The following is a 25,675-nucleotide window of genomic DNA, read 5'->3' on the forward strand; positions in this document are numbered from 1 at the left end:
AAGTATAACGCAGAAGATGGAAGGGCAATCCAATGGCAGAGATGGTAAATGTAGCGGTAGACGCAATGGGCGGCGACAACGCGCCGGTTGAGACTGTAAAGGGCGCTGTGGAGGCCATAAATGCTGACAAGCGCGTGAAAGTGTTCCTTGCAGGGCGGGAGCCTCTGCTGAAAGAGGAACTGAAGAAGTATACCTACAATGCGGAGCAGCTGGAAATCGTCCACACGGAGGAAATCATCGAGACAGGCGAGCCCCCCGTGATGGCTATCCGCAAGAAAAAGGATTCGTCCATCGTAAAATGCATGTATCTGGTGAAGAATGGGGAATGCGATGCCCTGGTGTCGGCAGGGAGCACGGGAGCCGTCCTTGTGGGCGGTCAGGTCATCGTGGGCCGCATCAAGGGCGTGGAGCGCCCGCCCCTTGCGCCTGTCATTCCCAATATCAATGGCGTGAGCCTCCTCCTTGACTGCGGGGCCAATGTGGACGCCAGGCCGTCCCAGCTGCTGCAGTTTGCCAAGATGGGCAGCATCTACATGGAGAGCGTCATCGGTGTCAGGAATCCGAGAGTAGGGCTTGTGAATATCGGCACAGAGGAGGAGAAAGGCAATGCCCTGACAAAGGAAACCTATCCTCTGTTAAAAAGCTGCCCGGACATCAATTTCGCAGGCAATGTGGAGGCCAGGGACATTCCTTTAGGCGTGGCGGATGTGCTGGTGTGCGAGGCTTTTGTGGGCAATGTGGTCCTGAAGATGCTAGAGGGCGTCAGCGGCGCCCTGATTACGAAGATCAAGGCCGGCATGATGACGAACCTGCAAAGCAAGATAGGGGCCCTGTTGGTGAAGCCTGCCCTGAAGCAGACTTTGAAAGACTTTAATACCGAAGCCTATGGCGGAGCGCCGCTGCTGGGACTGAACGGACTTGTGGTGAAGACCCATGGGAGCAGCAAGGCGAACGAAATCAAGAATTCTATTCTGCAATGCATTGCATTCAAGGAACAGAAAATAAATCAAAAAATCAAGGAACAGATGATTCTTGAGGATTAGGGAAAGGAGGAAACCGTATGGAATTTGAAAAGCTGAAAAAGGTAATCGCGGATGTACTGAACGTGGATCCCGACGAGGTTTCTATGGACTCAACCTTTGTGGATGATTTGGGAGCGGATTCTCTCGATGTATTCCAGATTGTCATGGGCATCGAAGAGGAATTTGACATCGAGATTCCCGCAGAGGAGGCTGAGAAGATTCATACCGTAAGGGAAGCAGTGGATATGATCAAAGGCATGCTGGGCTGATACAGGTCTGGCTATATGGACTTTACAAGAGCAGTCCGTTATGTGGCTGCTCATTTGCGTCCATCTGCAGGTCATTTTCCTTTCGGAAAAGAGGATAAAATATGTTGGAAGATTACACGAATGGAAAGAAGGAATTCCAGGGATATACGGTGGAAGTATTGGAGGAGCGCATCGGATATCGGTTCAGGGACAGGACTTTGCTGAAGCAGGCCATGACCCACAGCTCTTTCACCAATGAACAGAAGATTCGCAGGGCACAGAATTACGAAAGGCTGGAGTTCCTCGGGGATGCGGTGTTAGAGCTGGTCTCCAGCGAATTCCTCTTCCGGGAGCATCCCAAGATGAGCGAGGGAGAATTGACGAAAAAACGTGCATCTATGGTCTGCGAGCCGTCCCTGGCGTTCTGCGCGAGAGATTTGGAGCTGGGCCGCTTCATGCTGCTTGGAAAAGGTGAGGAGAACACGGGAGGCCGCGGGCGCGACAGTATCGTCTCGGATGCCATGGAGGCCGTGATCGGGGCTATCTATCTGGACGGAGGCATGGAAAAGGCGAAAGCGTTCATCAACCGTTTCGTGCTCTCTGACCTGGAGGACAAGCAGCTCTTCTACGACAGCAAGAGCACCTTACAGGAGATGATCCAGGGGAAACTGAAGAGGGAGTTCAACTATGAACTGCTGGAGGAAAGCGGGCCGGAGCACGACAAGATGTTCTGCGTGTCGGTGAATATGGAGGGGGAAATCCTGGGCACGGGGGAAGGAAAGACGAAAAAAGCGGCGGAGCAGCAGGCTGCCTACAAGGCGCTGTTGCTTTTGAGGGATAGAGGATGTATTTAAAGAACATTGAGGTACAGGGCTTTAAGTCCTTTGCGAACAAGATAAATTTTCAGTTCCACAACGGAATCACGGGAATCGTAGGACCCAACGGCAGCGGAAAGAGCAATGTGGCCGACGCCGTCCGCTGGGTTCTCGGAGAGCAGCGGGTAAAACAGCTGCGCGGTGCAAGCATGCAGGATGTCATTTTCTCGGGCACAGAGAACAGGAAGCCACTTAGCTATGCCTACGTCGCCATTACACTGGATAATACAGACCATCAGCTCGCCACCAGCTTTGACGAGGTGACGGTGGCAAGGCGTATCTACCGTTCCGGAGAAAGTGAATATCTGATAAACGGAAGTCCCTGCAGACTGAAGGACGTGAACGAGCTGTTCTACGATACCGGCATCGGCAAGGAGGGCTACTCCATCATCGGCCAGGGCCAGATCGACAAAATTTTGAGCGGTAAGCCGGAGGAGAGGCGCGAGCTCTTTGACGAGGCGGCGGGAATCGTGAAATTCAAGCGAAGGAAAGCCGCGGCCCAGAGCAAGCTTGAGAACGAGAAGCAGAATCTGGTCCGTGTCAATGACATCCTGTCGGAGCTGGAGAAGCAGATAGGGCCTCTGGAGCGTCAGTCCGAGACGGCCAGGCAGTATCTGCGCAAAAGGGAAGAACTGAAGAAATTTGACGTGAATGTCTTCCTGCTGGAGAACGCCCGCCTCAGGGAACAGCTGAAAGGCGTGGAGGAAAAGCATGCCCTGGCCAGCAAGGAATTTTCCGAGACCAGCCAGGCCTATGAGGGCATCAAGGAGGAGTATGACCGGGTCCAGGAGGAATTGGAACAGCTGGAGCAGTCCATAGAGACGGCCAGGAGCACTGCCACGGACGCCGGGCTCACCAGGGGCAAGCTGGAGGGCGAGATGAATGTGCTGAAAGAGCAGATCAATTCCGCCAGAGGCAGCGAGGCCCATCTGAACAACAGACGCAGCGCCCTTCAGGAGGATATCGCCGCCAGGGAGCGGGACAGGGAGAACCTGCTGTCCGAAAAGGGCGATATAGACGCGAAAGTACAGGAAATCACGGCTCTGGCCAATGAGGCGAAAGGGAAGCTGGAGGAAATCCAGAATAGGATTGACGAACTGAGCGTCGGCATAGAGGCCGGGAAGAATACGATCATCGGCGAGCTGAACCAGCGCGCCACCATCAAGTCAAAATTAGGGCGCTTCGACACCATGATGGAGCAGGTGAAGATCCGCAGGGCGGAGCTGCAGTCCAGGCTGCTGAGGGTGAAATCCGACGAGGCGGCCAGAGAAGAGACGATGAAAGGCTTCGAGGCGGAATTTGCCTCTGTTACAGAAGAGATACGCCTCCTGAATGAGAAGGAGGCGGCCATGGAGCAGGAGCTGGGAGGCTTCCGGGAGGCGCTGACGAAAAAGGACGCGCGTCTGCAGGAAATCAAGAGCGCCTATCATATGGAGAAGTCCAGGCTGGAAGCCCTGGCCAATCTGGCCGAGCGCTATGAGGGCTACGGCGGCAGCGTCAAGAAGGTCATGGAGCAGAAAGAGAAAGCAAGCGGTATCGTGGGTGTGGTGGCGGACATCATCCATGTGGAGAAAAAGTATGAGGTGGCCATCGAGACCGCGCTGGGCGGCAGCATCCAGAATATCGTCACAGAGGATGAGGACACTGCCAAGCGGATGATTTCCTATTTAAAGACCAATCGGTTAGGGCGGGCTACTTTTCTGCCCCTGACCAGCATACGGAATTACCAGAGATTCAAGAACAGCGAAGCATTGTCCGAAAAAGGAGTTATCGGAACAGCGGATACTTTAGTGCGGACAGACGATAAATACAGCGATGTGGCAGGTTCTCTGCTGGGCCGCATCCTGGTGGTGGACACTGTGGACAATGCCCTGAAACTGAACAGAAAATACAATCAGAGCATGCGCTTGGTGACGCTGGAGGGAGAGCTGCTGGTGCCCGGCGGAGCCATCAGCGGCGGCGCTTACAGGAACAACAGCAATCTCCTGGGGAGACGCCGGGAGATAGAGGAACTGGAGAAAAAGGTGCAGAAGCTTCAGCTCTCCATGGAGGAAATCGATAAGGATATCGAGGGAACGAAAGCAAAGCGCACAAGGATGCGCGTGGACCTGGAGGCCGTCAAGAGCGATATCCAGCGCAAGTCCATCGAGCAGAATACAGCCAGGCTGAATATCGCCCAGGCAAGGGAGCGCATGGAGGAGGAAGTGGAGAGCGCTGCCTCCCTGCGCCAGGAAGAGAGGGAAATCGAGGAGAAGACTCTGGAAATCAGGAACGACAAGGAGTCCGTCCAGCAGGAACTCTCTGCCAGCGAGGAGCTGGAGGCCAGGACCCAGGAGAAGATTGTACAGTTCCAGCAGGAGCTTGAGGAGTGGAGGAAGGCAGAGACAGAGGCTGCCGCGTCTGTGGCCGAGTGGGATCTGAAAGTGGAGAAGATGCGCCAGTCCCTGGGATTCCGGCAGAGCAATGTAGACCGTATCAGCGGAGAGATACAGAGGGCCCAGGCTGAGCTGGCCGAGGTCCTGGAGGCTTTGCGGGAGAACAATCAGGCGGTGGAGAACAAGCAGCGTTCCATCGAGGAAATCGAGAAGACCATTACGGCCTCCTATGACGCCCAGAATGAATCCGAGGCAAAGCTGAAAGAATACATGGCTAACAGGGAAGAGCTGTCGGCCAGGCAAAAGAGCTTTTTTACAAGGCGCGAGGAGCTCTCCGAGCGGCAGTCCGCACTGGACAAGGAGGTATACCGCCTGAATGCCCAGAAAGAGCGGATGGAGGAATCCCTGGAATCCCAGATCAACTATATGTGGGATGAATATGAGATTACGCTGAGCGACGCGGCAGGTCTGCGGGACGAGAGCCTTTCGGATCTGGCTGCCATGAAGAAAGAGATTACGTCCCTGCGCGATCAGATCAAGAAGCTGGGAGACGTAAACGTAAATGCCATCGAGGACTACAAGAACCTGATGGAGCGTTACACCTTTATGGCAACCCAGAGGGACGATCTGGTGGAGGCGGAAAAGACCCTGGAGAATATCATCGAGGAGCTGGACACCGCCATGCGGAAGCAGTTCGCGGAGAAGTTCGCGGAAATCAGCCGGGAGTTCGACAAGGTGTTCAAGGAGCTGTTCGGCGGCGGAAGAGGTACCTTGGAGCTCATTGAAGACGAGGACATCCTGGAGGCAGGCATCCGTATCATCGCCCAGCCGCCCGGGAAGAAGCTGCAGAACATGATGCAGCTCTCCGGCGGAGAGAAAGCGCTGACGGCTATTTCGCTTCTGTTCGCCATCCAGAATCTGAAGCCCTCGCCGTTCTGTCTGTTGGACGAGATAGAGGCTGCGCTGGACGATTCCAATGTGGGCAGATTCGCGAAATATTTGCATAAATTGACAAAAAATACACAGTTCATCGTAATAACCCACAGAAGAGGCACCATGGAGCAGGTGGACAGGCTGTATGGCATCACCATGCAGGAAAAGGGAGTGTCCACTTTGGTCAGTGTGAATCTGATAGATAAGGATTTGACGGCTTAGTGTGAAAAGATTATCTAAGCGGCCCAAAGACGCCCGCTAAGATAATCTGAGTTTCACACGGGTAGGCGCATAAGGAGGTTTAAGGCATGGCAGAGGGGAAAAAGGGTTTTTTTGCCAGGCTGAAAGAGGGCCTGGCGAAGACGAGGAATAATATCGTCAGAGGAATTGATTCCGTATTCAGTGGGTTTTCCGCTATTGACGACGATTTTTATGAGGAGCTGGAGGAAATTCTGATCATGGGCGACATCGGCGTGAATGCCACCATGGAAATCATAGGACGGCTGAAGGCCCAGATAAAGGAACAGCATATCAAGGAGCCCCAGGAGTGCAAACAGCTTCTGATAGAGGGAATCAAGGAGCAGATGCGTGTAGACGAGACCGCCTATGAGTTCGAGAAGAGGCAGTCCGTCATCATGGTAATCGGCGTCAACGGCGTGGGAAAGACTACGTCTGTAGGTAAGCTTGCGGGCAAGTTCAAGGAGGACGGCAGAAAGGTGCTGATTGCCGCCGCCGATACGTTCCGGGCCGCCGCGGGAGACCAGCTGGCGGAGTGGGCCAGACGGGCGGACGTGCCCATGGTGGGCGGAAACGAGGGCGCAGACCCTGCCAGCGTGGTCTTTGACGCGGTGAACGCCGCCAAGGCCAGAGGGGTGGAAGTGCTGCTGATTGACACGGCAGGACGTCTCCACAATAAGAAGAACCTGATGGAGGAGCTGCGGAAGATGAACCGCATCGTGGACAGGGAATTCCCGGACGCCCACAGGGAGAATCTGATCGTGCTGGACGGTACTACGGGACAGAATGCGCTGGTACAGGCCAGGGAATTCGGCGAGGTGGCGGACCTGACAGGCATTATACTGACCAAGATGGACGGCACGGCAAAGGGGGGCATCGCTGTTGCCATCCAGTCGGAGCTGCGGGTACCGGTGAAATATATCGGAGTGGGCGAGACCATCGACGATCTGCAGAAATTTGACTCGGACGAGTTCGTGAACGCTCTGTTTGATGTGAAGACAGAGGAGCCGGAGTGAGGAAAGGGGCACTGCACGGGAGAAAGGCAGAGAGAAGGAGGGGCTGAAGATGGAGGAAAAGGTTCAGGCAACAAAGGAAAGAGAGGAGACGAATGCGGGACAAGGCGCAGAGGAGAGGCGGATGTTGGAGGAAGAGCAGAAGATGAATGAAGTGGAAGCAGGGGAAGAGGTAATGGAAGAGACAAAGGAGGGGGATATGGAAGTGGAAGAGGGATTGACGCTGGAGAAATTCGAGGAGGCATCGGAAGTCGTCAAGAATGTGACATTGGAGACCAAGCTGGTATTCAGCGAGTATTTAAGCGCACAGACCGGCAACAAGGTTTATCTGAAGCCCGAAAATATGCAGCTGACAGGCGCGTACAAGCTCCGCGGGGCATATTATAAGATAAGTACCCTGACCGATGAAGAGAGGGCTAAGGGGCTGATTACCGCCTCCGCGGGCAACCATGCCCAGGGCGTGGCCTATGCGGCAAAAGCCTACGGCGCAAAGGCGGTCATCGTCATGCCCACCACCACGCCTCTGATGAAAGTGAACCGCACCAAGGGCTACGGCGCGGAAGTGGTGCTGTACGGAGATGTGTACGACGAGGCCTGCGCCAAGGCTTACGAGCTGGCGGAGGAGAACGGCTACACCTTTATCCATCCTTTTGACGATCTGACGGTGGCTACCGGTCAGGGAACCATAGCCATGGAAATCGTCAAGGAACTGCCTCTGGTAGATTACATCCTGGTGCCCATCGGCGGCGGCGGGCTGGCTACAGGCGTGGCGACTTTGGCAAAACTTTTAAATCCCAAGATTAAGGTGATTGGAGTGGAGCCTGCCGGGGCAAACTGTATGCAGACATCTCTTGCCCAGGGCCATGTGGTGACCTTGCCGAAAATAAACACTATCGCGGACGGCACTGCGGTGAAGACGCCCGGAAGCAAGCTGTTCCCCTATATCCAGAAGAATCTGGATGACATCATCACCGTGGAGGACTCCGAGCTGGTGGTATCGTTCCTGGATATGGTGGAGAACCACAAGACTGTGGTAGAAAATTCCGGCCTGCTGACAGTAGCCGCGCTGCGCCATATGAATGTGAAAGGCAAAAAAGTGGTGGCTATCCTGAGCGGCGGAAACATGGACGTGACCACCATGTCTTCGGTGGTACAGCAGGGCCTGATCATGCGCGACAGGGTGTTCACGGTGTCCATGCTGCTGCCTGACAAGCCGGGCGAACTCTACAAGGTGTCCGGCATCATTGCCAAGGCCAACGGAAACGTGGTGGAGCTGGAACACAATCAGTTCGTCACCACTAACCGAAATGTGGCTGTGGAGCTGCGTATCACCATGGAAGCTTTCGGCACGGAGCACAAGAACCAGATTATGCAGTCTCTGGAAGAGGGCGGATATCAGCCCAAGCTGGTGAACGTAGGCGGCTGACGCCTGCGGGGGCAAGTATTGCGGCAAGCCTGATTCATTGCCTGCAACGGCGGATCGATTTACGCGGACATGACATGAATCCAGGAAACTCCGGCATATGCCATGATACATACTGTACATGATGGTACAGCTGGTTGATTTTAAGGGAGGAAAATTCAGGTCATGATAAGCAAAGAACAGGAAAAGGAGATTCGGTACGAGGAAGAGAAGACATTCAGAAGAAGAGTCAGGGACTACATGGTCATCACGGCTGCATCTGTGGTCTATGCTGTGGCGGTCAGTTTTTTCCTGGATCCGAATTCCCTGGCTCCTGGCGGAGTGACCGGTATAGCGATTATTTTAAATCGGATTATCGGACTAGAGACAGGTACCTGGATGTTCCTGATCAATATACCGATTCTGGCGCTGGGAATGTGGAAGTTCGGGTGGAAATTCATTCTCTCCACTTTGTACTGCACATTTGCCACCTCCTGTTTCACGAATCTGCTGACACCTGTGGGAGCGCTCACTGAGGATCCGCTGCTGGCGGCCTTAGTGGGCGGCTCTCTGATGGCTGTGTCTCTGGGACTGGTGTTCAGGGCAGGAGCCACTACCGGGGGCACGGATATCATCATAAAGCTTCTGCGGATGCGCTTTCCCCATCTGAAGACCGGTTCCCTCTTTCTGCTGACGGATGCATGTATCGTGACGGCATCGGCTTTCGTGTTCCAGAACCTGGACACGGCGCTGTATGCGGGAGTGGTGGTTTTCATCAATTCCGTGCTGCTGGATCTGGTGCTGTACGGGCGGGACGGCGCGAAGATGTTCTTCATCATCAGCGACAATCACGCAGCCATCGTAAAGCGCCTGTTAGAGGAGCTGGACATCAGCGCCACTTATATCTCGGGCAGCGGCGCCTACACCGGAATGGATAAAAAAGTGATACTCTGCGTGGTCAAGAAGCCCCTTTCCCCAAAGCTGGAGGAGATCGTCCGGCAGGAGGATTCCAGGGCCTTTACGATTATCACCAGTGCCTCGGAGATTTACGGCGAGGGTTATAAGAATATTTTCAGTCAGAAATTATAGAGCGGAGGAATCTGTCAGGCGGGTTCTTCCGCCTTTTTTTGCGTTTTGCCATATGCCCGGAAAGTTCTTAAGAAAATATGAACACTACTCCAGTAGTGTTGACAGAACTGTAAGACTGTGGTAGTGTATAGAAAACGTTAAACTACTGCAGTCTTGTAAAGGAGGAAAAATGGATATCAAACTATTTGATTCTGAATTGAAGGTTATGGGTGTGCTCTGGAAAGAGGGGGACACCACGGCGAAGCACATTTCGGATGTACTGAAAGAGGAGACGGGCTGGAACATGAACACCACCTATACGCTCATCAAGCGCTGCATCAAAAAAGGAGCCATAGAGCGCAGGGAGCCCAATTTCATGTGCCATGCGCTGATTCCCAAGGAGGCGGTTCAGGAGGCGGAGACCAATGAACTGATTGACAAGATTTTCGATGGCTCCACGGATAAACTGTTCGCCTCGCTGCTTGGAAGGAAGAATCTGACGGCAAAGCAGATAGAGAGTCTGCGGCAGATTGTCGGGGAATTGGAATGAGGTGAGGGCATGAGACTGTTGCAGATGAGCCTGGCCGGCGGGATGCTGATTCTCGCGGTTACGGCTGTGAGGGCGGTTTTTATCAATAAGCTGCCCAAGAGGACCTTTTTGGTTCTGTGGGGCGTGGCGCTGCTGCGGCTGCTGGTTCCGGTGTCGGTTCCCTCTGCGCTGAGCGTGTATACCCTGCTTGGACAGGGGATGGAATCGGAGGGGAGAGCTGGTGCGGCGGGTTCGGCAGAGGGAGGAGTGTCAGCGGATATATCAGCAGATATTGGGAACCGGATAGAAATGGACGGACTGCAGGGTGCTGCCGGTCAGACAGCGGGACGATTAGTGTCTGAAGCGGGAAATCCTCTGGTCACGGCATCGGATTCCCCGGGCGGGGAGGCAGGGCCAGGACTTTGGGGCTTGGGCACAAGCACCTGTGCCTGGCATGGATTTCAGGGCAGGCTGCGGACAGCCGGTATCATATGGTGTATAGGAGCCATGACATGGGCGGCCTATTTTGCGGCATCCTACTGTTATCTCCGATGGAAATACAAGACAGCGGTTCTTGTCCGGAATGATTTCCTGGAGCAGTGGCTGGAAGGGCATGAGTTTTGGCGGAAAGTGAAGATATGCGCTTCCGACCGGATTTCGACGCCCATGACCTACGGAATCTTCCGCCCGGTCATCCTTCTTCCCGGGAACCTGGACCTGACCGAAGAAGAGCAGTTGAACTGCGTCCTGACACATGAATACATGCACATCCGGCGTTTCGACACAGTGACGAAACTGGTGGCCACCCTTGCGTTTTGTATTCACTGGTTCAATCCCCTTGTCTGGATACTATATATTCTGATCAACCGGGATGTGGAACTGGCCTGTGATGAGGGGGTGGTAAAGCGGCTCGGCATAGCGTCGCGTTCGGCTTATGCGCTTACTTTGATTCAGATGGAGGAGCGAAAAAGCTGCCTGGCGCCCCTGGGCAATCATTTCAGCAAAAATGCGATTGAAGAAAGGATTACGGCAATCATGAAAATAAAGAAGACATCTTTTTGGGCCATCCTGCTGGCAGTGGCGCTGGTATCCAGCGTGACCACGGTATTTGCCACCTCCGCGCTCGGCGGGGAGGAAAGGATGGGCGGAATATCGGAAACGGATACGCAGATTCCCCTATCCGACAGAACCTACACACAGGAGGAATGGGAGAAGCTGCAGGCACTTCGTTTTGACGGTTATGAGCATATGAGTGTACGGGATTTTCAGAATAAGGTCTGGGAGCTGACGGATTCGGAAGAGTACTGGGAGATTATAGAACGTTTTTCCCTGGACGCGACATTGTATGAACAGAGGGACCGTAATGACACGGCAGCGTTTCTGTTCTATGTGCTGAGTCCGCTGACTGCGGAGAAATGGGAGACCAGGAGTTTTGACGGAAGCGTGTCCAAGGCATATCCGGAGGCGGCGGACAATGCGCTTCTGGAATATAATATCATCCTGACAATCCAGGATGCGGAAGAGCTGACGGTTGGGGAATACCGGGACGCCCGTGCGGGAGTCGCAAAAGGACTGGAGAGCTGGATGGCCGGGAGGACGGAAGCGGAACTTCAGGAGGAAGACCTGATGAAGGCGGCCATCGATTCGGAGGTTGCGGATCTGGCGAGGCAATGGGGCTCCGAGAGCCTGCGGATACAGGTGAAGCCTTATTACATTCCTTTGGAAAACGCGGACATACCAGAGAATCAGGCGTTGGAGGACCAGGCGCTGGAGATGAGACAGAGCCAGTGGGACAAAAACCTGACACCCTATGTGCCCTTTGGACTGAGCTATGAGTACGATCAAACCACCGATGATTTCAGACTGTATTTTCAGGGAAAAGAAGTTCGGGGACTGGTGGACGAGGAAGAGGGGATATGGTTTTCGGAGCATGCGGGAATCAGCATCTATGGCGAGGGCGCGGTGGAGCTGTATGCAGTCTATGAGGACGGACAGCTGACAGGCTTGAGGGAGGCCACAGAGGAGGAGCAGGAGACATGGACACAGATGCGGCAGGAGAATACAGATAGCCTGAAGACAGGAGGTGAGGAAGAAAGAGGAAATCCGGGCACAGAGGAGGACTACCGGTCTCTGCTCGCCCTGATGGCGCCGGACTATGAGGCTATGTCCCTGACGGAATTCAATGCGGCCCTGCTGGAATGGGCCAATGAGGATTATGACAGGATGGAGCGGATTGGCAAGGACGCCGCATGGAATGACATCCGGGTATTTCTTCGGGAGGATGAGCTTTCTTTCGCGAAACTGACCGTGGTCCTGTCCGGCCTGGAGAACGGTACAGAGATTCGGAATCAGTACAGGGGACGGGAGGAGGATCCTGTCCATGATTGGAACTTTCCGGATAAGATAGTGGCCGAAAGCGGCATGGCGGCATGGTGCAGCCTGTACTACCAGTTCTCTTATCACATCGACGATAAAGACGCGGTAACCGTGGGGGAGCGCGACCGTCTCGTCGGAGGATTCATGGAGGCCGTGCAGGCATTCTGGGAGGATACGGATGTGGAAGGCATGCTGAAGATGGAAGAGAAAGATGTAGTAGAAGAGCTTCAGCGGATTGCCGCCCGGTGGAGCGACGGGCAGATTGCGATTACCGTCCGTGAGGATCAAGTAAGCTTTGAGCGGATGGATGAGAGGGGAAGGCAATAGCTCCATGGTTTTTCTGATGCGGCGCGCGCCAAAGTGAGTATCTCAATGGGATGTAGTGTCCCTGCCTCTGACGCTGGCAGAAAAGACAGAACCGTCCAGCCGTGGGGATATTGGCTGGACGGTTCTATTTGAGTATCATGCTGTTCAGTTTTCTTTACAATCTCGGATATTTGAAGCATTGCTGTGTCCTCCTTAAAATTATGTTTTAATTCTGTGTGACACAGCTAACACGGATTTTGTGTAAAAGCAACCTGCTTCTGGTGCGAGGTACACATGACAGCAGAGGAATACAGCTATGAGGGAAGCGTGGATGAGCTGCAGAAACTCCATGAAGAGGAAATCCAGGAGAACCAGGCGCCTGCCATCCAGGAAAAAAGATGCCGCGGCGTCCCCGGCATCTTCCGCTCGTGAGTGGTCTTGCCAGGAAGAAGGAAGGACAGCCTTCCTGGCAAGCCTCAGCAATCGGCAGTTATAATGTGAAGCCGACCTTCCTCTGGGCAGGCCAGGGGCAATCGCGCCACTGGCCGCTGCCCTGCCCTGCCTTTCCGGTCAGGAGGTCGGTGGCGGCGTCTGCGAGGTAGCCCAGGTAACTTGCGGCGGAACTGTCGCCGCACAGCAGTTTCCACATGAGGCCGCCAAAGAGATAGGACTGGGCAAATTCACGCCAGCTATGCAGTTCCTCCGCCGCCTTGTGGGAGAGGTCCCAGAGGATGCCCACGGCTTCGCTTTCCGTGAGCCAGCCGATATAGCACCCCCAACGGGTCAGCATCGCCGCCCTGCCCACATCCCAGCCGGCCATAAAGCCGGGGGCATAGCGGCTCTTATACCGCTGTGCGAACCTCCACGCCCGGCAGGCGGACGCACGGTCGTCCTCGTCCATGGTTTCGTCCATCAGCTCCTCCGGAGAAGAGGCCTCGCCATAAAGCTGATACCGCAGGATATAGCCCTCCTGCGCCAGATAGCGGATTATATCCAGCAGGTCGCTGCGCCCGTCTATGCCCCAGGAGCGGCGCACGAGGGACACGATTTTCTGTTCCATGACAGGGATATGTTCCTCCACGTCCATGCTGTCCAGATTGTGGCTGTTAAGGGTGGACAGGATGCCGGACAGCAGGATGCCGAACCGTTCCCATTTTATGTCGTCTTTTTGATAGGGGATGGGCTCCGGTTCCGGCATGGCTTCGATTCGGGCCATTGCTTCTTCCAGGGTGGTATAGAGGCTTTCTTCCAGTTCCGGGCTAAAGGACAGTTCTTCCTCCTCCTCTGCATCCTCCAGCTCCAGGGTCTCCAGAGCCGCCGCAAGGACGCCCATATCCTCTCCGAACAGTTGCCCCATGATGCCCTCCGCAGTGGATGCGGTGGCTTCGGCTACTTTGTCGTTTACCATTTTTTGCAGCAGTTCCTCATTGACAGCCATTTGAGCCATGCTGTCCGGCGGGAACATCTGGCCGAGGATTTCCACCTGGCGCTGGGTGTTGGCGGCAATCTGTTCTTCCGCTTCGGCGGCAGATACGGATGGGCTGTCTTCAGAATCCGGAACCTGGATTCCGTCAAGGATTTCCTGGCTTTTATCCAAAGTCTTTTTCATGCTGTCCGCAGCCTGTTCGCTGGCCTGCTGTGCCCGTTTTCTGATTTCGTTTAAATCAAACATGGTCAGTCCTCCTGTTTTGAATTGGCGATTGACATTTCCTGGCTGGCACCTGTCATTTCCCGGCCGGACTATCCGGGGGGAGCGGGTGCCATGGTGGAGGTTCTCTGTGGCGCGAAAACAGCTTTTTCAGCCGTTTCAATATGGCTTCTATGAAACGGAACCATAAATTGCCGAAGACAAATACGCCCACAAGAAACAGCAGGAACGCTCCGATTTCTCCAAAAGGCATCTTTTACCTCACTTAGTCGCGAATCGATGCAGGAAGAAGTCGGTAAAAGCGGCCAGTTCCGCATCCTGTGACACATAGACATACAGCTTTTCGTCTTCCAGCCAGTCATAGGCGTTGATGGCGATGTAGCCTTTTTTGTCCGGGTAAATGATAAAGGCGTCTGTGGGGTACTTGTTCCGATAGGCCTTCAAAATCTCGGAACGGCGATAATAAGTGGGGTCGCCGCAGCCGGAAAGGTCGGGAACCGTGGGCACGGCCACGATTGTCTGGCTGGCCTCATTCCAGCCCACGAGCAGGTTCCCGATCTTCGATTTGCTCCCATGGACAAAACCGTAGTTGAAGCGGCTTACGTCCTCGGTATATCCGAAGATCAGCCTGTAACTGTCTCCGTCTTCTACGACCTGGTTGAACAGGGCGCGCATTTTCTTTGCGTTTGCATTGCTCTTTTCCATGTCGATTTCGGGCCCCTTAAATAACTTGCTGAAAAATCCCATCTTTTTCCTCCTAAGTTTTTTGTGAAAATAAAGTCAAATATCCAGATTTGTTTTTATTTTGCCTGAAAAGTAATCCGTCAGAATATGACATGCTATCCGGACGGATTGACTCCTTCCCTATGATTAGGACATGATAATCAGGACATGGGGGCTGTCCTCAACTTCTCCAGGGCATCCACAATGGCGTTGAGCTGGAAATCCACCGTTTCATCCGCGGCTTCGGGGACGAACAGGGGGAGCGTATGGGGAATCGCCTTGCACACCACTATCACGGCCAGGCTCAGGTTCGTAAATAAGCCGACCCTTGCCGGGGCTGCCTCAATCCCGAACGTCTCTAAGATTTCTCCGAAGAGACGGCGCTGCTTTTGGCGGAATACCTGATAGCTTTCCTCTGACAGGCGCTTGAAAATGAGCTGCTGTTCCTCGATGGTCAGGATGGCGATTCCGTTTTTCTCTCCATAGCAGCAGGTGTGGAGAAATTGCTTTACAGCGTCCCGCCAGCTTAGGGCAGGATCGGCCATGAGCTTTTTCGCATAGGCGATGAGCCTGGGCTGCTGCAGGTACAGGGTCTCAACGATCAAATCTTCTTTCGTGGCGAAAAAAGAATAAAAGAAAGTGCGGGAAATCCCCACTTTTTTATATATCTGCTCCACGGTGGTACGCTGTATGCCCTGTTTTGCCATCAGCTCCAGCCCCGCTGTGACAAGTTCCGTCCTGATGCGTTCCCTGTCCTCCTCAGAGTAGGCTACCTTGGGCACTCCATCACTCCCTTCTTGAAATAAAAACAAATTATAGAATTTGACTTTATTCTAGCATATCCGATAAGAGATTGCAAGAGGGAGATGCCGGAATCATTTTCAATCATATTTGGGATAGGCGGCCGCGCCGTTTTCTTTTGGCGCACGCAGGATGTCTTGGTGCGGGGAGCGCGGAGGTGCGGGCTTTTGGGGCTGCTTTCGTGATGCGTGGATATAGGGCACAGGAGGCGGGTAAGTTTTTCCGGCTCCCGCATTGATTTGCAGGCGGGGCGGCGGTATAATGGAACTGTCAGCGGCATAAGCCGAATACGGCAGCAGCAGGCGGCAGGGCTTCGGCGGTATCGGCACATGGCGGTCGGCGGGGAGCCCGGCGGATGCCGGAAGGCGGCCGGAGATGGCTGAAAGGAGAAAATGGATGAAAACATTTGACAAAAATTATAAGCTGTTGGAAGAAATGTATCAGGACGGATACTTTCCGGATTTTCTGGTGGACAAGGTGAAGGCAGAGCTGCAAAAGGTCATCGATTTGCTGGAGAAGGGCGAGACGGACAGGGAAGCGGTTCAGGAGAAGCTGGACGAAGCGGTCTGCGCCATCAATGACCTGCAGGAGGAGTTCGATGAGAACGACAGCGAGATAGAGACGGTGGCTCGGGACTGCATTGGGGAAAGCGTGGGCTACATCCTGGCGTGGTTCGGCATTCCCATTGATGTGGAGGAAGCCATCCGGGAGCGGGACTGGTGAGGGAGGAAACGTTTACAATGGAACGTACGGAAAGGGTGGAGCTTACAGCGTTATGCCTATTGCATCAATGACGGATAAGAGGACAGCAGACAAGAGAGGGGAACTGTCCGGTATGCCGGGACGGATTCAGGAGAAGGAAGTGAATGCTGCAAAAGCTATTGACAATGCAAGAAAAGTCAATTATATTTAAGTAAATCGTAAACCACTAATTTGGGAGGCGCACCGATGTTTATAGGCAGGCAACAGGAACTGGATACACTCAATAAGCTATACCATTCCGGCAAGTTTGAATTTGCGGTTATCTACGGTCGCCGCCGGGTCGGCAAGACCGCCCTTATCAGCGAGTTTTCAAAAGAGAAAGACACCATTTTCTTTACCGGTGTTGAAACCAATGCAAAGCAGAACTTAGACAACTTTTCCAGATGTATTGTGGAATATGACACGGGAATCGCCGCCGGTCTGTCTTTTGCATCCTTTCAAGCGGCGCTGGAATATGTATTTGAACTGGCAAAGACGAAAAGACTCGTGCTTGTCCTCGACGAATACCCCTATATTGCCCGTGCGTCCAAGAGCCTTGCATCCACGCTCCAGCTTTTGATCGATAAAAATAAGGACAGTTCTAAGCTCTTCCTGATTCTCTGCGGTTCTTCCATGTCTTATATGGAGGATCATGTCCTGGCGTATAAAGCGCCCCTTTACGGAAGAAGAACGGCGCAGCTTAAAATCAATCCCTTCGACTTTTTTGAAGCCTGCCGCTATTTTACAGGATTTTCTGATATCGACAAGGCGTTTGCATACGGGGTTGTCGGCGGAACGCCTCAGTATCTGATGCAGATGGATGACAGCCTTTCCATTGAGGAGAATATTAAAAACACTTACTTGAATCCCGCTTCCGCTATGTTTGAAGAGCCGAACAATCTCTTAAAGCAGGAAGTGCGCGAACCGGCGATTTACAATGCAGTCGTTACGGCGATTGCCATGGGCTGCTCCAAAATGAATGAAATCTCCAACAAAATCGATGAAGATACCAGCGTGTGCGCTACCTACATGAAGAATCTCACCGCCCTGGGCATCGTAAAAAAAGAATCGCCCTACGGCGAAAAATCCAGCCGCAAGACGATCTACTCTATTGAGGATAATATGTTCCGGTTTTGGTACCGCTTTGTCCCGGAAAATACCTCGATTATTTCCCGCGGTGCAGCCGATCTTGCCTATAAGAGGATTGCTCCCGAGCTTTCAGCCTATATGGGCGGCGTGTTTGAGGAAATCTGCAGGCAATACCTTTGGAGACTGCTGCTTGACGGAAAATGCGCCGTGGATTTCTGTGACCTCGGCCGCTGGTGGGGGACGAACCCCAAGACCAGGACACAGGAAGAAATTGACATCATGGGCACGGATAGGGACTCCGCACTGTTTGCCGAGTGCAAGTGGACAAACGAAAAAGTTGACCTAAGCGTTCTGGAAACCCTTGTAGAGCGCAGCAATTTGTTTCATTATAAACAAAAGCATTTCTATCTTTTTGCAAAAACGGACTTTACAAAGGGCTGTATGGATAAGGCGGCAGAACTGGGGAATGTGACGCTTGTTGCATACTCGGATATGCTGAAATAATGGATACTGCTTGACGATTTCATATGCCGCTTCTGTAAAGATGTCGGATTTTGAACCGGCACAGGAAGGGCTGGAATCCCTATTTGATATTTGAAACAGGGTGTTTTATGGAGCCTGCAGGCAGGGGAAAGGAGCGTTTGATTGGGCGTTAGACATATCAATTTCGATCCATTGATCCATAAAATAAAGGAAAATAACTGGGAAGTCCACGGAATGGAAGTGTATTACATCGGGCATGGCGGACAAGCGGCAGGCTCTGACAAGCCATGTTCCGGGCAGGAGAGGATCTGTGTGTACGGCGACACCACGGCGCATAGATACCCCATCTATTCCGCAACAAAGACCATAACCTCCCTGGCAGTGGGGATGGCGGCGGATGAGGGAAAGATGGATATAGGCCGTTCCGTCCTGGCCTATATTCCGGAAAAGACCCTTTCCGCATTGCCGGAAGAGGCAAAAGAACGGTATCGGAAAGTGACCATAAAGCGTCTGCTCACCATGTCCGTCCCCGGCTTCCCCTTTCGGCCGGAAGGGGAAAGCTGGCTCCGGAATTCCCTGCAGTATCCTGTGGAGCCGGAGAAGACGGTATTTGACTACAGTAATGTCTCCGCCTACCTGGCCGGAGTGGCGGCGGCAAATGCTCTGGAGGAAGATTTGTATGCGTATCTTCAGAGACGGCTGTTCCAGCCCCTTGGAATCGAAAACCCGCCCTTCCAAAGATGCCCCGACGGTTACTTTTACGGGGCTTCCGGAATGGAGCTGACGGTAAATGAGCTGAGCCGCATCGGATTTGTGCTGATGGACGAGGGCTTGTATCAGGGGACAAGGATCCTGTCGGAAAAATATGTAAAGGAAGCCTGCGGCATCCAACAGATGAACCGGGAGGGCGGGTACGGATATTTCGTCTGGAAATATCAGGACGGCTTCCGGATCAGCGGCAAATGGGGGCAGAGATGCTATATTTTCCCCAGCAGAGGGCTGATGGTCACTTATCTGGCGCACATGGAAGAGGATTCGGGACAATTGGCGGACTGTATGTGGGAAATGATTGGCGATTGTGAGCATTGAAATTCATGCCCGGCGGCAATCTTAAGGAGGAGCGGAACATGGATGACAGATTTCCTCAAAAACAGGAAACCAGCGAGAAGCTGAAAGCGAAACAATACGGAGCTGCGGCACTGACCTGTATTCTGGCTGCTGCCATCATGACGGTCATCCGCCTGATATGGGGCAGTGTCATGTTAAGCGGAGAAGCGGATGGAATCTCCCTGGGAATGGCCATTTTTTATGTCCGTAATCCCGTGCTGCTTTTTGGAGCCATAGACCTCGTCTCTGCAATCTATCATTTTATGATTTGGAACCGGAACGGGCGGTGCAGCATGGATGATGACAACAACAGCCTGTTTTCCGACTGGAAAAGCGGGGAACGTTCTCCGGTTAAGGTTTCGCTGGTTCTGATGGCTGGTATCATGGTGCTGGCGCTGGTGATCATCCTGCAAGGATAAGGATGCCGTTCAGGTGAGTATTGGCGGCATGCCAGGAACACTGCTGGCAACAGCAGCGCTGATGAAGTCCGCTGAAGAAGGAAGTCCGGATGAGGTCTATGAGATGTTTTGCCTGACGGCAAAGAGAGACTTGAGGAGATTACAGGAACAAGTAGGGAAACCTGTGCCTGGAGCCGGGAGAATATGGGGATTTCTGTAGTTGTATTGGCAAGAAAGTTGAGGTGCATATAATGATTTTTCAAATGTCGGGTACATCAGCTTATGATAAGAATGAAGTTCAAGTATATATTATCGCTGAAAAAGGAGAAAGCATTAGAATTGGAGACATTATCACAATACCAATGAATGACCATACTTTTGAACAACGTGAGATTACGGCTATGTATAGAGATAGAAAAAAGTGGGAAAAAGGAAAATGCCTATTCTCTGAAATAAAGGATGGCGAATGGGCGGTATGTATAATTCATAATATCCATTCGGGGATGATTCATACAATTAGTTCTCCTTATAATGAAGATTTGTTAAAAGATGGTTGGATATGCTTTAGGAGAGATGGAGGTATAGTACAGTGATACTGGAGGAACTGTGTAAGATAAAGTCTTTCGGCAGCAATATGGAAAGTTCCGTGACACCACAGGATATCGCAGACAAGGAGGCAGAACTGGGATTCGCTCTGCCCCAGGCTTTCAAGGAATTATATCTGACCTTTCATCCGGATGACCCTGCCTTTTCGGGAAAGGGAAATCTGATTCCTTTTGAGGAACTGAAAATTTATAAACGTATCTACTGGACAGATACCGTGATTACGATTCTGCCCATTTGCCGGCATGAAAGGTATGGTTATGGATTTGAAGTAAGCCGGTATCACAAAAGCAAGGACATTATGAGCAACGACAATCCGGACGATCCCCCAATGTGGGGCCTCTATGTATCGCCGGAAACACGCAAGGAAGAAAAGCACCTGGAAGGCCATGAAGTGCCCTGTAACCAGTCAAACCTTTCCAGATGGATTGTGGAGTGGCTGGGATACCAGCAGACCCTGGCGCAGCCCAGCGTTATAGGCGTCAACCGGGATAAGACGGAAGACTTTTGGAAAAGACTGAGGGAACTTCCCCTGAATGCTTTTTATCATATCCCATTAGAACAGCTTTCCAGTGTCAGAATAAATTTTAACGTAAACTTTATGGAAGAGCCATTCCGGCTTTTGTGCGGATGCATTACTTATTCAGGAACGGCCTATTTTGGCGGTAAGACCGACAAAGAACTGGAGCAGCTCATGAAGCGGATGGGCTTCAAATATGTCTGGATAAAGAGCCAGGACGGGCATCCCATCTTTCATTCGGCTCCGCCCAGTCCGCCCCAGGAACGGGAACTGGAATCTATTGCCCCGGTATTGCAGTTTCTTTGTGAATTTGCCGGGATGGAGGGCAGGGGAGCAAAGGAGGAAAGCATCGGCCGGGCAGAAGCCCGCCTGGGGACTTCCCTTCCGCTGCCATTGGCAGAGTTTTACCGCTATCTGCCAAGTAAGTTTTACAGTAGTTATAACGTAATCCGTCCTCTTTCCGGCCTGAAACAGACAAAGGACGGCAAGCTGAATTTTCTGGAAGAAAACCAGGCGGTGTATCACTGGGCAGCAGAATTGAACAGTCCATTTCTATACCGCCGTGCCAATGACGGCGTTTCCGGATGGGGCGCATATGGCATTCTGGACGGTTTCCTTGCGGCGGAATTTTTGTGGGCGCTGGCCTGTGATGAGACATTGGATCTGTTTCTTTGGGAGCTTCTGGATTTTGAACCGGCAATGCTGCTTGAGGGCGGGAAGCTGCATCCGCATCTGTCCCCCATTGCGGGCATTACAGACAGAATAGCTGCAGGCAATACCCGGACGCTTTATCAGGCTATGGACGGACAGGCTGTTGGGCTTTACGACAGGGAAGAATGTACCTTTTGGTTCGTGACAAAGGAGGAGGCGGTACAGGAACGGTTGGAAGCATTATTTGATGTTTGAAACAGGTAAGTTTTTATAGATGCGGAACTATAATAAAGGAGAGAAACGATATGGGATTATTCGGTAAGAAGAAAGAAGACAAATCGGCTCAAGGTAAATCGGTACAAAAATCCGGGCAGAAAAAGGAGCAAGAGCTGGCAGAAAAGCAGCTGACAGAAGAACGGTCAGCAGAAAAAGAGACGACAGAAAAACAGCCGACAGAAAAGCAATCAGCAAAGAGACAGCCGGAAGAAAAGCAGCCAACAGAAGGACAGACGAAGGAACAAGGACAAAACGAAAGGAAGGTATACATCCAGGGCGCCGGAGGAACCATCGTCACGAAGTCCATCCTGGACGGCACATCAAAGCTGAAATGGCTGTTCCGCCAGGAGGGCGGACATGGGAACGGATGGGTGGCATTCGGGGACAGGGACAGCCAGGAATACGTGGATGACGCCAACAACATGGCGATTGTGGATTTCAATACCCTGGCAGACATAGAGCCCACAGTGGTGAATGTGTTCTACATGCCCATGGGCAGCGACCTGGAATTCTGCTGCGACAAAACGGGGAAATATTTCGTGGACACAAGGACGGGGAAGGAAATCCGGGAGCCGGTGAAGCATCCGGCTCAGATCGCCTTTGAGAAGAACCTGAAATTCCTGAACCAGGATACCTACCCGCCAGCGTTTTTCCAGAGCCTGTTTACGGAAAGCCCGAAAATCAAGGTAGTCCGGGCGGGAGAAGCGGACTTCCCCACAGGGGAGGTGGTGCTGGCAGACCCCATTGCCTATCTGGGCAGCCGGTACGAGACAGTCCTGGACAGGAAGATTCCGGCCGGGAGCTACCCCGTGGAGCTGTCGGTGTGCCTTTCCCGGATCGCAGGCCTCAGAATTGCCGCCGCAAGGCTTCCGGTCAGCCCTCAGGCGGCTGTCCGGTATGAGATTGCCATGCCCAAAGGAAAGGAACGGGAGGAGTTGGGAAAGCCGGGTATCTTTACCTTTTTCGGCGTGGATACGGGGCTTGCCTGTATTGCGGACGGGAAGGTCTCCCAGGAGAACCGGCTGTTCTTTGAAAAGTGGGAAAAAGAGAATCCAAGAAAGAACAAGTATACGGACTACTTCGCGGCACTTTTCCAGGAAAGCTTCCAGGCGAATCCAGAATTCCAGAACCAGGGCGGGAGCTTTCTGGAGTGGCGGCTGCCGGGGAGCGGCTTAAGGACAGTCCTTTTTTCCAGCGGCATGGGGGACGGCATCTACAGCGGCTACTGGGGGCTGGACGCAGAGGGGGAGATTGCCTGCCTGGTGGTGCTTTTCCTGAATCCGGCGTATTTCTGAGGGGAGACCATTCGGCTGTAAACCGAAGGATTGTTGGTTCGATCCCTACTCGGGGAGTTTGAAAAGCTTGTAAACATCAAGGTTTGTGGTGATAAGGAAGTAATTTCAGATTAGGAGGGATTACCCTATGAGGATAAGGCCATATATAGAGAGCAGAGATTATGAATATATAGAAAAATGGGTTGATAATGAAAAAATTCATGCCTTGTGGTGTGCTAACTTAATTCTATATCCGGTTACAAAGGAAAATCTTCATGCTTTCTTAGAAAAAACTGCGATTGAATGGACGGACAGCGCGTATGTAGCAACGGAAACCAATGGAAAAGTCATAGGTTTTTTCTGCTACTCTATCAATGTTAATGATGATACAGGATTTATTAAATTTGTTGTGGTTGACAATAATTTGCGGAGAAAAGGCTATGGAAAAGCAATGATTAAATTAGCTTTGAAATATGCTTTTGAAATAACAGGGGCTAAATTAGTCCAATTAAATGTATTCGATGAAAATACTGCGGCAAAGTATTGTTATGAAAAAGTTGGCTTTATTGAGGAAAGTATAACCCAAAATGTATTTACCTATAAAAATGAATTATGGAGTAGATGTCACATGGTGGCAACAAAATAGAAGTGGCTCTTTAAAAGAAAAAAGCCATCGTTCAGTAGATACATATTTTGAACCATCTGCTATGGACAGCTGCTTTGAAAAGCAAGACAAGCCGACGGCATTTCTTGCTTTTATAACGTAACAATATAAAAAAGTTGTTAATTTCGTAAATCCTGCTATAATAAAGATATGGTCACTTGATGTGAAAAATTGTAGGCAGAGAGGGGAATTATGGCAATAGAAAATTTAATTGAAAATGTGGATAGTCAGATTATAAAAATTAGAACAAAAAGTTTAGATGTTTCATTTAATGAATTGTACGATATGTATAAAAATAATGAATTGACAATTTCACCAGATTATCAAAGACTCTTTAGATGGGAAGAAGAAAAGCAATCACGTTTTGTAGAGTCATTAATCTTAGAAATGCCTGTTCCACCGATTTTTGTTATAGAGACAGATGACGGAGTTTATGAGCTGATTGATGGATTGCAAAGAATATCCAGTTATTTGCATTTTAGGGGAGAACGGTTAGGAGAAACCGAGGATGATTTTTTAGAATTGCATGGATGCGATATAGTCAAGGATTTAAATGGACTAACATTTGATAATTTGCCCAAAGCTTTGCAGATAAAAATAAAAAGAAGTTTTGTTCGTATGGAAGTTATCAAGAAAGAGAGCGAGCCTTCTCTAAAATACCATATGTTCAAACGACTGAATACAGGCGGCGAAATCTTATCTGCACAAGAAATACGGAATTGTACCATTAGACTATTGGGCTCGAAGGCAATAGATTTCCTGGAAGAGTGCAGTAAAAATGCAGATTTTCAGTCTGTAATTAATAGAATCGCATCAGATAAAAGAAAAACCAAGTATGATCAGGAACTTGTTTTAAGATTTTTTGCCATTAAAAATGATATTGAAAACTATAGATATCCTGTAACGGAATATTTAACAAGATATTTAGAAAAAATCACAACGGAAGAAATTCATTTTGAATACCAAAAAGAGAAGGATATTTTTGAAAAAACCTTTAAGTTTATAAATGAAAATGGGGGTGAAGAGGTTTTTTCGGGAAGAACAGCTAATGGAACTATAAAAAATGAATTCGTACTATATTATTTTGACGGAATTTCAATTTCGCTTGCGTCTTTGATGGAACAGATAATATCATATGATTGTGCCAAAACAATTATGGATGCTGTTGATCAAGTCAAATATGGGGCAGAACTTCAATCATATAAGACGGGAAGTGTCAATGGAGTAAAAGCAAGAATACGGTTGTTTACGGAAGGGGTGAGTAGGATTCTTGACGGCAGATGAATTGAGGGCGGCTCTTGAAGTAGAGTTAGCCTGGAGACAAGAGGAACTTGCTTTTTTCAAGAATCAATTAAGCGATATTACAGAAGAAAACAAAAACAAGTATAGAAAATGTTTAGTATTAATACTGTATTCACATTTGGAAGGATATATTAAAATTTGTTTGCAGACGTATGTACAGTATATAAACTCACAAGGATTAACTCGCAGGGATGTAAATACGGGCTTGATGGTAGCAAGTATGCATAAGGAATTTATCGCATACGAAAATTTGGATAGAAAATGTGAAATTTTCCGTAAGGAATTGCCAGATGATGCCCGCTTACATCGTTTATATCATCGCGTTGATTTTATGGAGAAGGTTGAGGATTTTAAAGAACAGGAATTAAATATTGATGATCAAATAATAGACACGGAATCTAATTTATGGTACATAGTGTTGCAGAAAAATTTGTATAAAGTAGGATTACCCATAGATTTGTTTGATGATTGTCAAAGCCATATTGATGCATTGGTAAATCGGAGAAACTCTATAGCCCATGGGAATTTTCGTTCAGGAGTGACAGCAGAGGAATTTTCCAATTGGGAAACTAAAGTTTCTGAAATTTTGTCAGCAGTAACAAGATTGCTTTATGACTATGCTAATAATGAGAAATATTTAGCTTAAGCAATGTTCTAAGGATGAGAACAGGTGCAAGATTGGATTTTTTCAAAAGTCGCACTGCAAATTTAATCGGTGCGCAGTATATTTTACTAACGAAGCAGAGAATTGATTACTGATAGTGTGATGTATTCTCTGCTTTGTTTGTATGACGAGTTTATGTTTTGGAAGTTCTTTTTTGCGCGGAATGATGATAAGTCTGCAGGAAAGTGGCATCTCGATTCCTTTCCGGCTGCGGATTATGTAGTTGCACAATGCCCAGAAGTTCTTCTGTTCATAGTAGCTGACCTCGATGTTCCATTGGGGATCATAGCACAGCATGGTGAGAGGACTTTGACACGTCCTTGAGCGAGGGGCTTTCTAAAAAATGA

The 25,675-nt window shown here is 50.9% G+C and carries 24 protein-coding genes; 21 read left to right on the plus strand and 3 right to left on the minus strand.

The features are described 5' to 3' along the window. Nucleotides 1-32: 32 nt before the first annotated feature. The 10 genes from plsX to NFS35_RS02900 all read left to right on the plus strand — a co-directional run bounded on the left by plsX (nt 33) and on the right by NFS35_RS02900 (nt 12,816). On the plus strand, nt 33-1,043 hold the full coding sequence (plsX, locus tag NFS35_RS02855) for a phosphate acyltransferase PlsX (RefSeq protein WP_251205628.1): 1,011 nt from the start codon (nt 33-35) through the stop codon (nt 1,041-1,043). A gap of 17 nt (nt 1,044-1,060) precedes the next feature. After that, nucleotides 1,061-1,291, plus strand: a complete 231-nt coding sequence (acpP, locus tag NFS35_RS02860) for an acyl carrier protein (RefSeq protein WP_251205629.1) — start codon at nt 1,061-1,063, stop codon at nt 1,289-1,291. Between the two features lie 101 nt (nt 1,292-1,392). Further along, a complete protein-coding gene (gene rnc, locus NFS35_RS02865; protein ID WP_251205630.1) occupies nt 1,393-2,124 on the plus strand; it encodes a ribonuclease III in 732 nt (243 codons plus the stop codon). Further along, complete coding sequence (gene smc / locus NFS35_RS02870) at nt 2,115-5,675, plus strand: chromosome segregation protein SMC (RefSeq protein ID WP_251205631.1); 3,561 nt, start codon at nt 2,115-2,117, stop codon at nt 5,673-5,675. The genes rnc and smc overlap by 10 nt, the downstream gene beginning before the upstream one ends. 86 nt (nt 5,676-5,761) lie before the next feature. Beyond that, complete coding sequence (ftsY, locus tag NFS35_RS02875) at nt 5,762-6,706, plus strand: signal recognition particle-docking protein FtsY (RefSeq protein WP_251205632.1); 945 nt, start codon at nt 5,762-5,764, stop codon at nt 6,704-6,706. Nucleotides 6,707-6,902: 196 nt separating this feature from the next. Beyond that, entirely contained in the window at nt 6,903-8,129 is a 1,227-nt protein-coding gene (gene ilvA, locus NFS35_RS02880) for a threonine ammonia-lyase (RefSeq protein WP_251205680.1), read from the plus strand. Nucleotides 8,130-8,291: 162 nt separating this feature from the next. Further along, entirely contained in the window at nt 8,292-9,194 is a 903-nt protein-coding gene (locus NFS35_RS02885) for a YitT family protein (protein ID WP_251205633.1), read from the plus strand. A 169-nt stretch (nt 9,195-9,363) separates the two neighbouring features. Next, entirely contained in the window at nt 9,364-9,723 is a 360-nt protein-coding gene (locus NFS35_RS02890) for a BlaI/MecI/CopY family transcriptional regulator (protein WP_251205634.1), read from the plus strand. A 9-nt stretch (nt 9,724-9,732) separates the two neighbouring features. Beyond that, nucleotides 9,733-12,405, plus strand: a complete 2,673-nt coding sequence (locus NFS35_RS02895) for a M56 family metallopeptidase (protein WP_251205635.1) — start codon at nt 9,733-9,735, stop codon at nt 12,403-12,405. Between the two features lie 273 nt (nt 12,406-12,678). Next, nucleotides 12,679-12,816, plus strand: a complete 138-nt coding sequence (locus NFS35_RS02900) for a hypothetical protein (protein ID WP_251205636.1) — start codon at nt 12,679-12,681, stop codon at nt 12,814-12,816. A gap of 58 nt (nt 12,817-12,874) precedes the next feature. On the opposite strand, the gene NFS35_RS02905 is transcribed toward NFS35_RS02900, so the two are convergent. The 3 genes from NFS35_RS02905 to NFS35_RS02915 all read right to left on the minus strand — a co-directional run bounded on the left by NFS35_RS02905 (nt 12,875) and on the right by NFS35_RS02915 (nt 15,537). Next, nucleotides 12,875-14,056: a DUF1266 domain-containing protein gene (locus NFS35_RS02905; protein ID WP_251205637.1), complete on the minus strand. Its 1,182-nt coding sequence runs from the start codon at nt 14,054-14,056 to the stop codon at nt 12,875-12,877. 237 nt (nt 14,057-14,293) lie between these two features. Then, complete coding sequence (locus NFS35_RS02910; RefSeq protein ID WP_251205638.1) at nt 14,294-14,779, minus strand: hypothetical protein; 486 nt, start codon at nt 14,777-14,779, stop codon at nt 14,294-14,296. A gap of 137 nt (nt 14,780-14,916) precedes the next feature. Continuing rightward, a complete protein-coding gene (locus tag NFS35_RS02915; RefSeq protein ID WP_251205639.1) occupies nt 14,917-15,537 on the minus strand; it encodes a TetR/AcrR family transcriptional regulator in 621 nt (206 codons plus the stop codon). A 415-nt stretch (nt 15,538-15,952) separates the two neighbouring features. Here NFS35_RS02915 and NFS35_RS02920 point away from each other — a divergent pair, with 415 nt between their 5' ends. The 11 genes from NFS35_RS02920 (at nt 15,953) to NFS35_RS02970 (ending at nt 25,310) form a co-directional block, all read left to right on the plus strand. Beyond that, complete coding sequence (locus NFS35_RS02920; protein ID WP_251205640.1) at nt 15,953-16,279, plus strand: DUF5713 family protein; 327 nt, start codon at nt 15,953-15,955, stop codon at nt 16,277-16,279. Nucleotides 16,280-16,331: 52 nt separating this feature from the next. Beyond that, complete coding sequence (locus NFS35_RS02925) at nt 16,332-16,469, plus strand: hypothetical protein (RefSeq protein ID WP_251205641.1); 138 nt, start codon at nt 16,332-16,334, stop codon at nt 16,467-16,469. A gap of 35 nt (nt 16,470-16,504) precedes the next feature. Continuing rightward, nucleotides 16,505-17,890 carry an ATP-binding protein gene (locus tag NFS35_RS02930; RefSeq protein ID WP_251205642.1) on the plus strand — a complete coding sequence of 462 codons (1,386 nt, stop codon included), beginning with the start codon at nt 16,505-16,507 and terminating at the stop codon, nt 17,888-17,890. 213 nt (nt 17,891-18,103) lie between these two features. Next, the gene (locus NFS35_RS02935) at nt 18,104-18,958 is read left to right on the plus strand and encodes a serine hydrolase domain-containing protein (protein WP_251205643.1); all 855 of its coding nucleotides are present in this window, start codon (nt 18,104-18,106) and stop codon (nt 18,956-18,958) included. Between the two features lie 38 nt (nt 18,959-18,996). Further along, nucleotides 18,997-19,395 carry a hypothetical protein gene (locus NFS35_RS02940; protein WP_251205644.1) on the plus strand — a complete coding sequence of 133 codons (399 nt, stop codon included), beginning with the start codon at nt 18,997-18,999 and terminating at the stop codon, nt 19,393-19,395. Between the two features lie 230 nt (nt 19,396-19,625). Beyond that, complete coding sequence (locus tag NFS35_RS02945; RefSeq protein ID WP_251205645.1) at nt 19,626-19,967, plus strand: hypothetical protein; 342 nt, start codon at nt 19,626-19,628, stop codon at nt 19,965-19,967. Next, on the plus strand, nt 19,964-21,403 hold the full coding sequence (locus NFS35_RS02950; RefSeq protein ID WP_251205646.1) for an SMI1/KNR4 family protein: 1,440 nt from the start codon (nt 19,964-19,966) through the stop codon (nt 21,401-21,403). Before NFS35_RS02945 ends, NFS35_RS02950 begins: the two co-directional genes overlap by 4 nt. A 50-nt stretch (nt 21,404-21,453) precedes the next feature. After that, nucleotides 21,454-22,719 carry an immunity protein Imm33 domain-containing protein gene (locus NFS35_RS02955; protein ID WP_251205647.1) on the plus strand — a complete coding sequence of 422 codons (1,266 nt, stop codon included), beginning with the start codon at nt 21,454-21,456 and terminating at the stop codon, nt 22,717-22,719. 127 nt (nt 22,720-22,846) lie between these two features. Next, the gene (locus tag NFS35_RS02960; protein ID WP_251205648.1) at nt 22,847-23,344 is read left to right on the plus strand and encodes a GNAT family N-acetyltransferase; all 498 of its coding nucleotides are present in this window, start codon (nt 22,847-22,849) and stop codon (nt 23,342-23,344) included. A 210-nt stretch (nt 23,345-23,554) separates the two neighbouring features. Beyond that, nucleotides 23,555-24,646 (plus strand): DUF262 domain-containing protein, encoded by a 1,092-nt coding sequence (locus NFS35_RS02965; RefSeq protein WP_251205649.1) that lies wholly within the window; start codon nt 23,555-23,557, stop codon nt 24,644-24,646. After that, the gene (locus NFS35_RS02970; RefSeq protein WP_251205650.1) at nt 24,633-25,310 is read left to right on the plus strand and encodes an MAE_28990/MAE_18760 family HEPN-like nuclease; all 678 of its coding nucleotides are present in this window, start codon (nt 24,633-24,635) and stop codon (nt 25,308-25,310) included. Before NFS35_RS02965 ends, NFS35_RS02970 begins: the two co-directional genes overlap by 14 nt. The last annotated feature ends 365 nt before the right edge of the window (nt 25,311-25,675 follow it).

This window comes from Acetatifactor aquisgranensis, from assembly GCF_943193215.1.
GTDB classification, from domain to species: domain Bacteria; phylum Bacillota; class Clostridia; order Lachnospirales; family Lachnospiraceae; genus Acetatifactor; species Acetatifactor aquisgranensis.

Excerpts from the sequence above, each read along its gene's own strand:
- NFS35_RS02945 (WP_251205645.1), top strand. The coding sequence starts at position 19,626 with ATGATTTTTCAAATGTCGGGTACATCAGCTTATGATAAGAATGAAGTT.
- NFS35_RS02900 (WP_251205636.1), top strand. The coding sequence starts at position 12,679 with ATGACAGCAGAGGAATACAGCTATGAGGGAAGCGTGGATGAGCTGCAG.
- ftsY (WP_251205632.1), top strand. The coding sequence starts at position 5,762 with ATGGCAGAGGGGAAAAAGGGTTTTTTTGCCAGGCTGAAAGAGGGCCTG.
- NFS35_RS02960 (WP_251205648.1), top strand. The coding sequence starts at position 22,847 with ATGAGGATAAGGCCATATATAGAGAGCAGAGATTATGAATATATAGAA.
- NFS35_RS02890 (WP_251205634.1), top strand. The coding sequence starts at position 9,364 with ATGGATATCAAACTATTTGATTCTGAATTGAAGGTTATGGGTGTGCTC.
- NFS35_RS02940 (WP_251205644.1), top strand. The coding sequence starts at position 18,997 with ATGGATGACAGATTTCCTCAAAAACAGGAAACCAGCGAGAAGCTGAAA.
- NFS35_RS02895 (WP_251205635.1), top strand. The coding sequence starts at position 9,733 with ATGAGACTGTTGCAGATGAGCCTGGCCGGCGGGATGCTGATTCTCGCG.
- NFS35_RS02920 (WP_251205640.1), top strand. The coding sequence starts at position 15,953 with ATGAAAACATTTGACAAAAATTATAAGCTGTTGGAAGAAATGTATCAG.
- ilvA (WP_251205680.1), top strand. The coding sequence starts at position 6,903 with ATGGAAGTGGAAGAGGGATTGACGCTGGAGAAATTCGAGGAGGCATCG.
- NFS35_RS02930 (WP_251205642.1), top strand. The coding sequence starts at position 16,505 with ATGTTTATAGGCAGGCAACAGGAACTGGATACACTCAATAAGCTATAC.
- NFS35_RS02905 (WP_251205637.1), bottom strand. The coding sequence starts at position 14,056 with ATGTTTGATTTAAACGAAATCAGAAAACGGGCACAGCAGGCCAGCGAA.
- NFS35_RS02965 (WP_251205649.1), top strand. The coding sequence starts at position 23,555 with ATGGCAATAGAAAATTTAATTGAAAATGTGGATAGTCAGATTATAAAA.
- NFS35_RS02955 (WP_251205647.1), top strand. The coding sequence starts at position 21,454 with ATGGGATTATTCGGTAAGAAGAAAGAAGACAAATCGGCTCAAGGTAAA.
- NFS35_RS02910 (WP_251205638.1), bottom strand. The coding sequence starts at position 14,779 with ATGGGATTTTTCAGCAAGTTATTTAAGGGGCCCGAAATCGACATGGAA.
- rnc (WP_251205630.1), top strand. The coding sequence starts at position 1,393 with ATGTTGGAAGATTACACGAATGGAAAGAAGGAATTCCAGGGATATACG.
- NFS35_RS02885 (WP_251205633.1), top strand. The coding sequence starts at position 8,292 with ATGATAAGCAAAGAACAGGAAAAGGAGATTCGGTACGAGGAAGAGAAG.
- NFS35_RS02935 (WP_251205643.1), top strand. The coding sequence starts at position 18,104 with ATGGAAGTGTATTACATCGGGCATGGCGGACAAGCGGCAGGCTCTGAC.
- smc (WP_251205631.1), top strand. The coding sequence starts at position 2,115 with ATGTATTTAAAGAACATTGAGGTACAGGGCTTTAAGTCCTTTGCGAAC.
- NFS35_RS02925 (WP_251205641.1), top strand. The coding sequence starts at position 16,332 with ATGCCTATTGCATCAATGACGGATAAGAGGACAGCAGACAAGAGAGGG.
- plsX (WP_251205628.1), top strand. The coding sequence starts at position 33 with ATGGCAGAGATGGTAAATGTAGCGGTAGACGCAATGGGCGGCGACAAC.
- acpP (WP_251205629.1), top strand. The coding sequence starts at position 1,061 with ATGGAATTTGAAAAGCTGAAAAAGGTAATCGCGGATGTACTGAACGTG.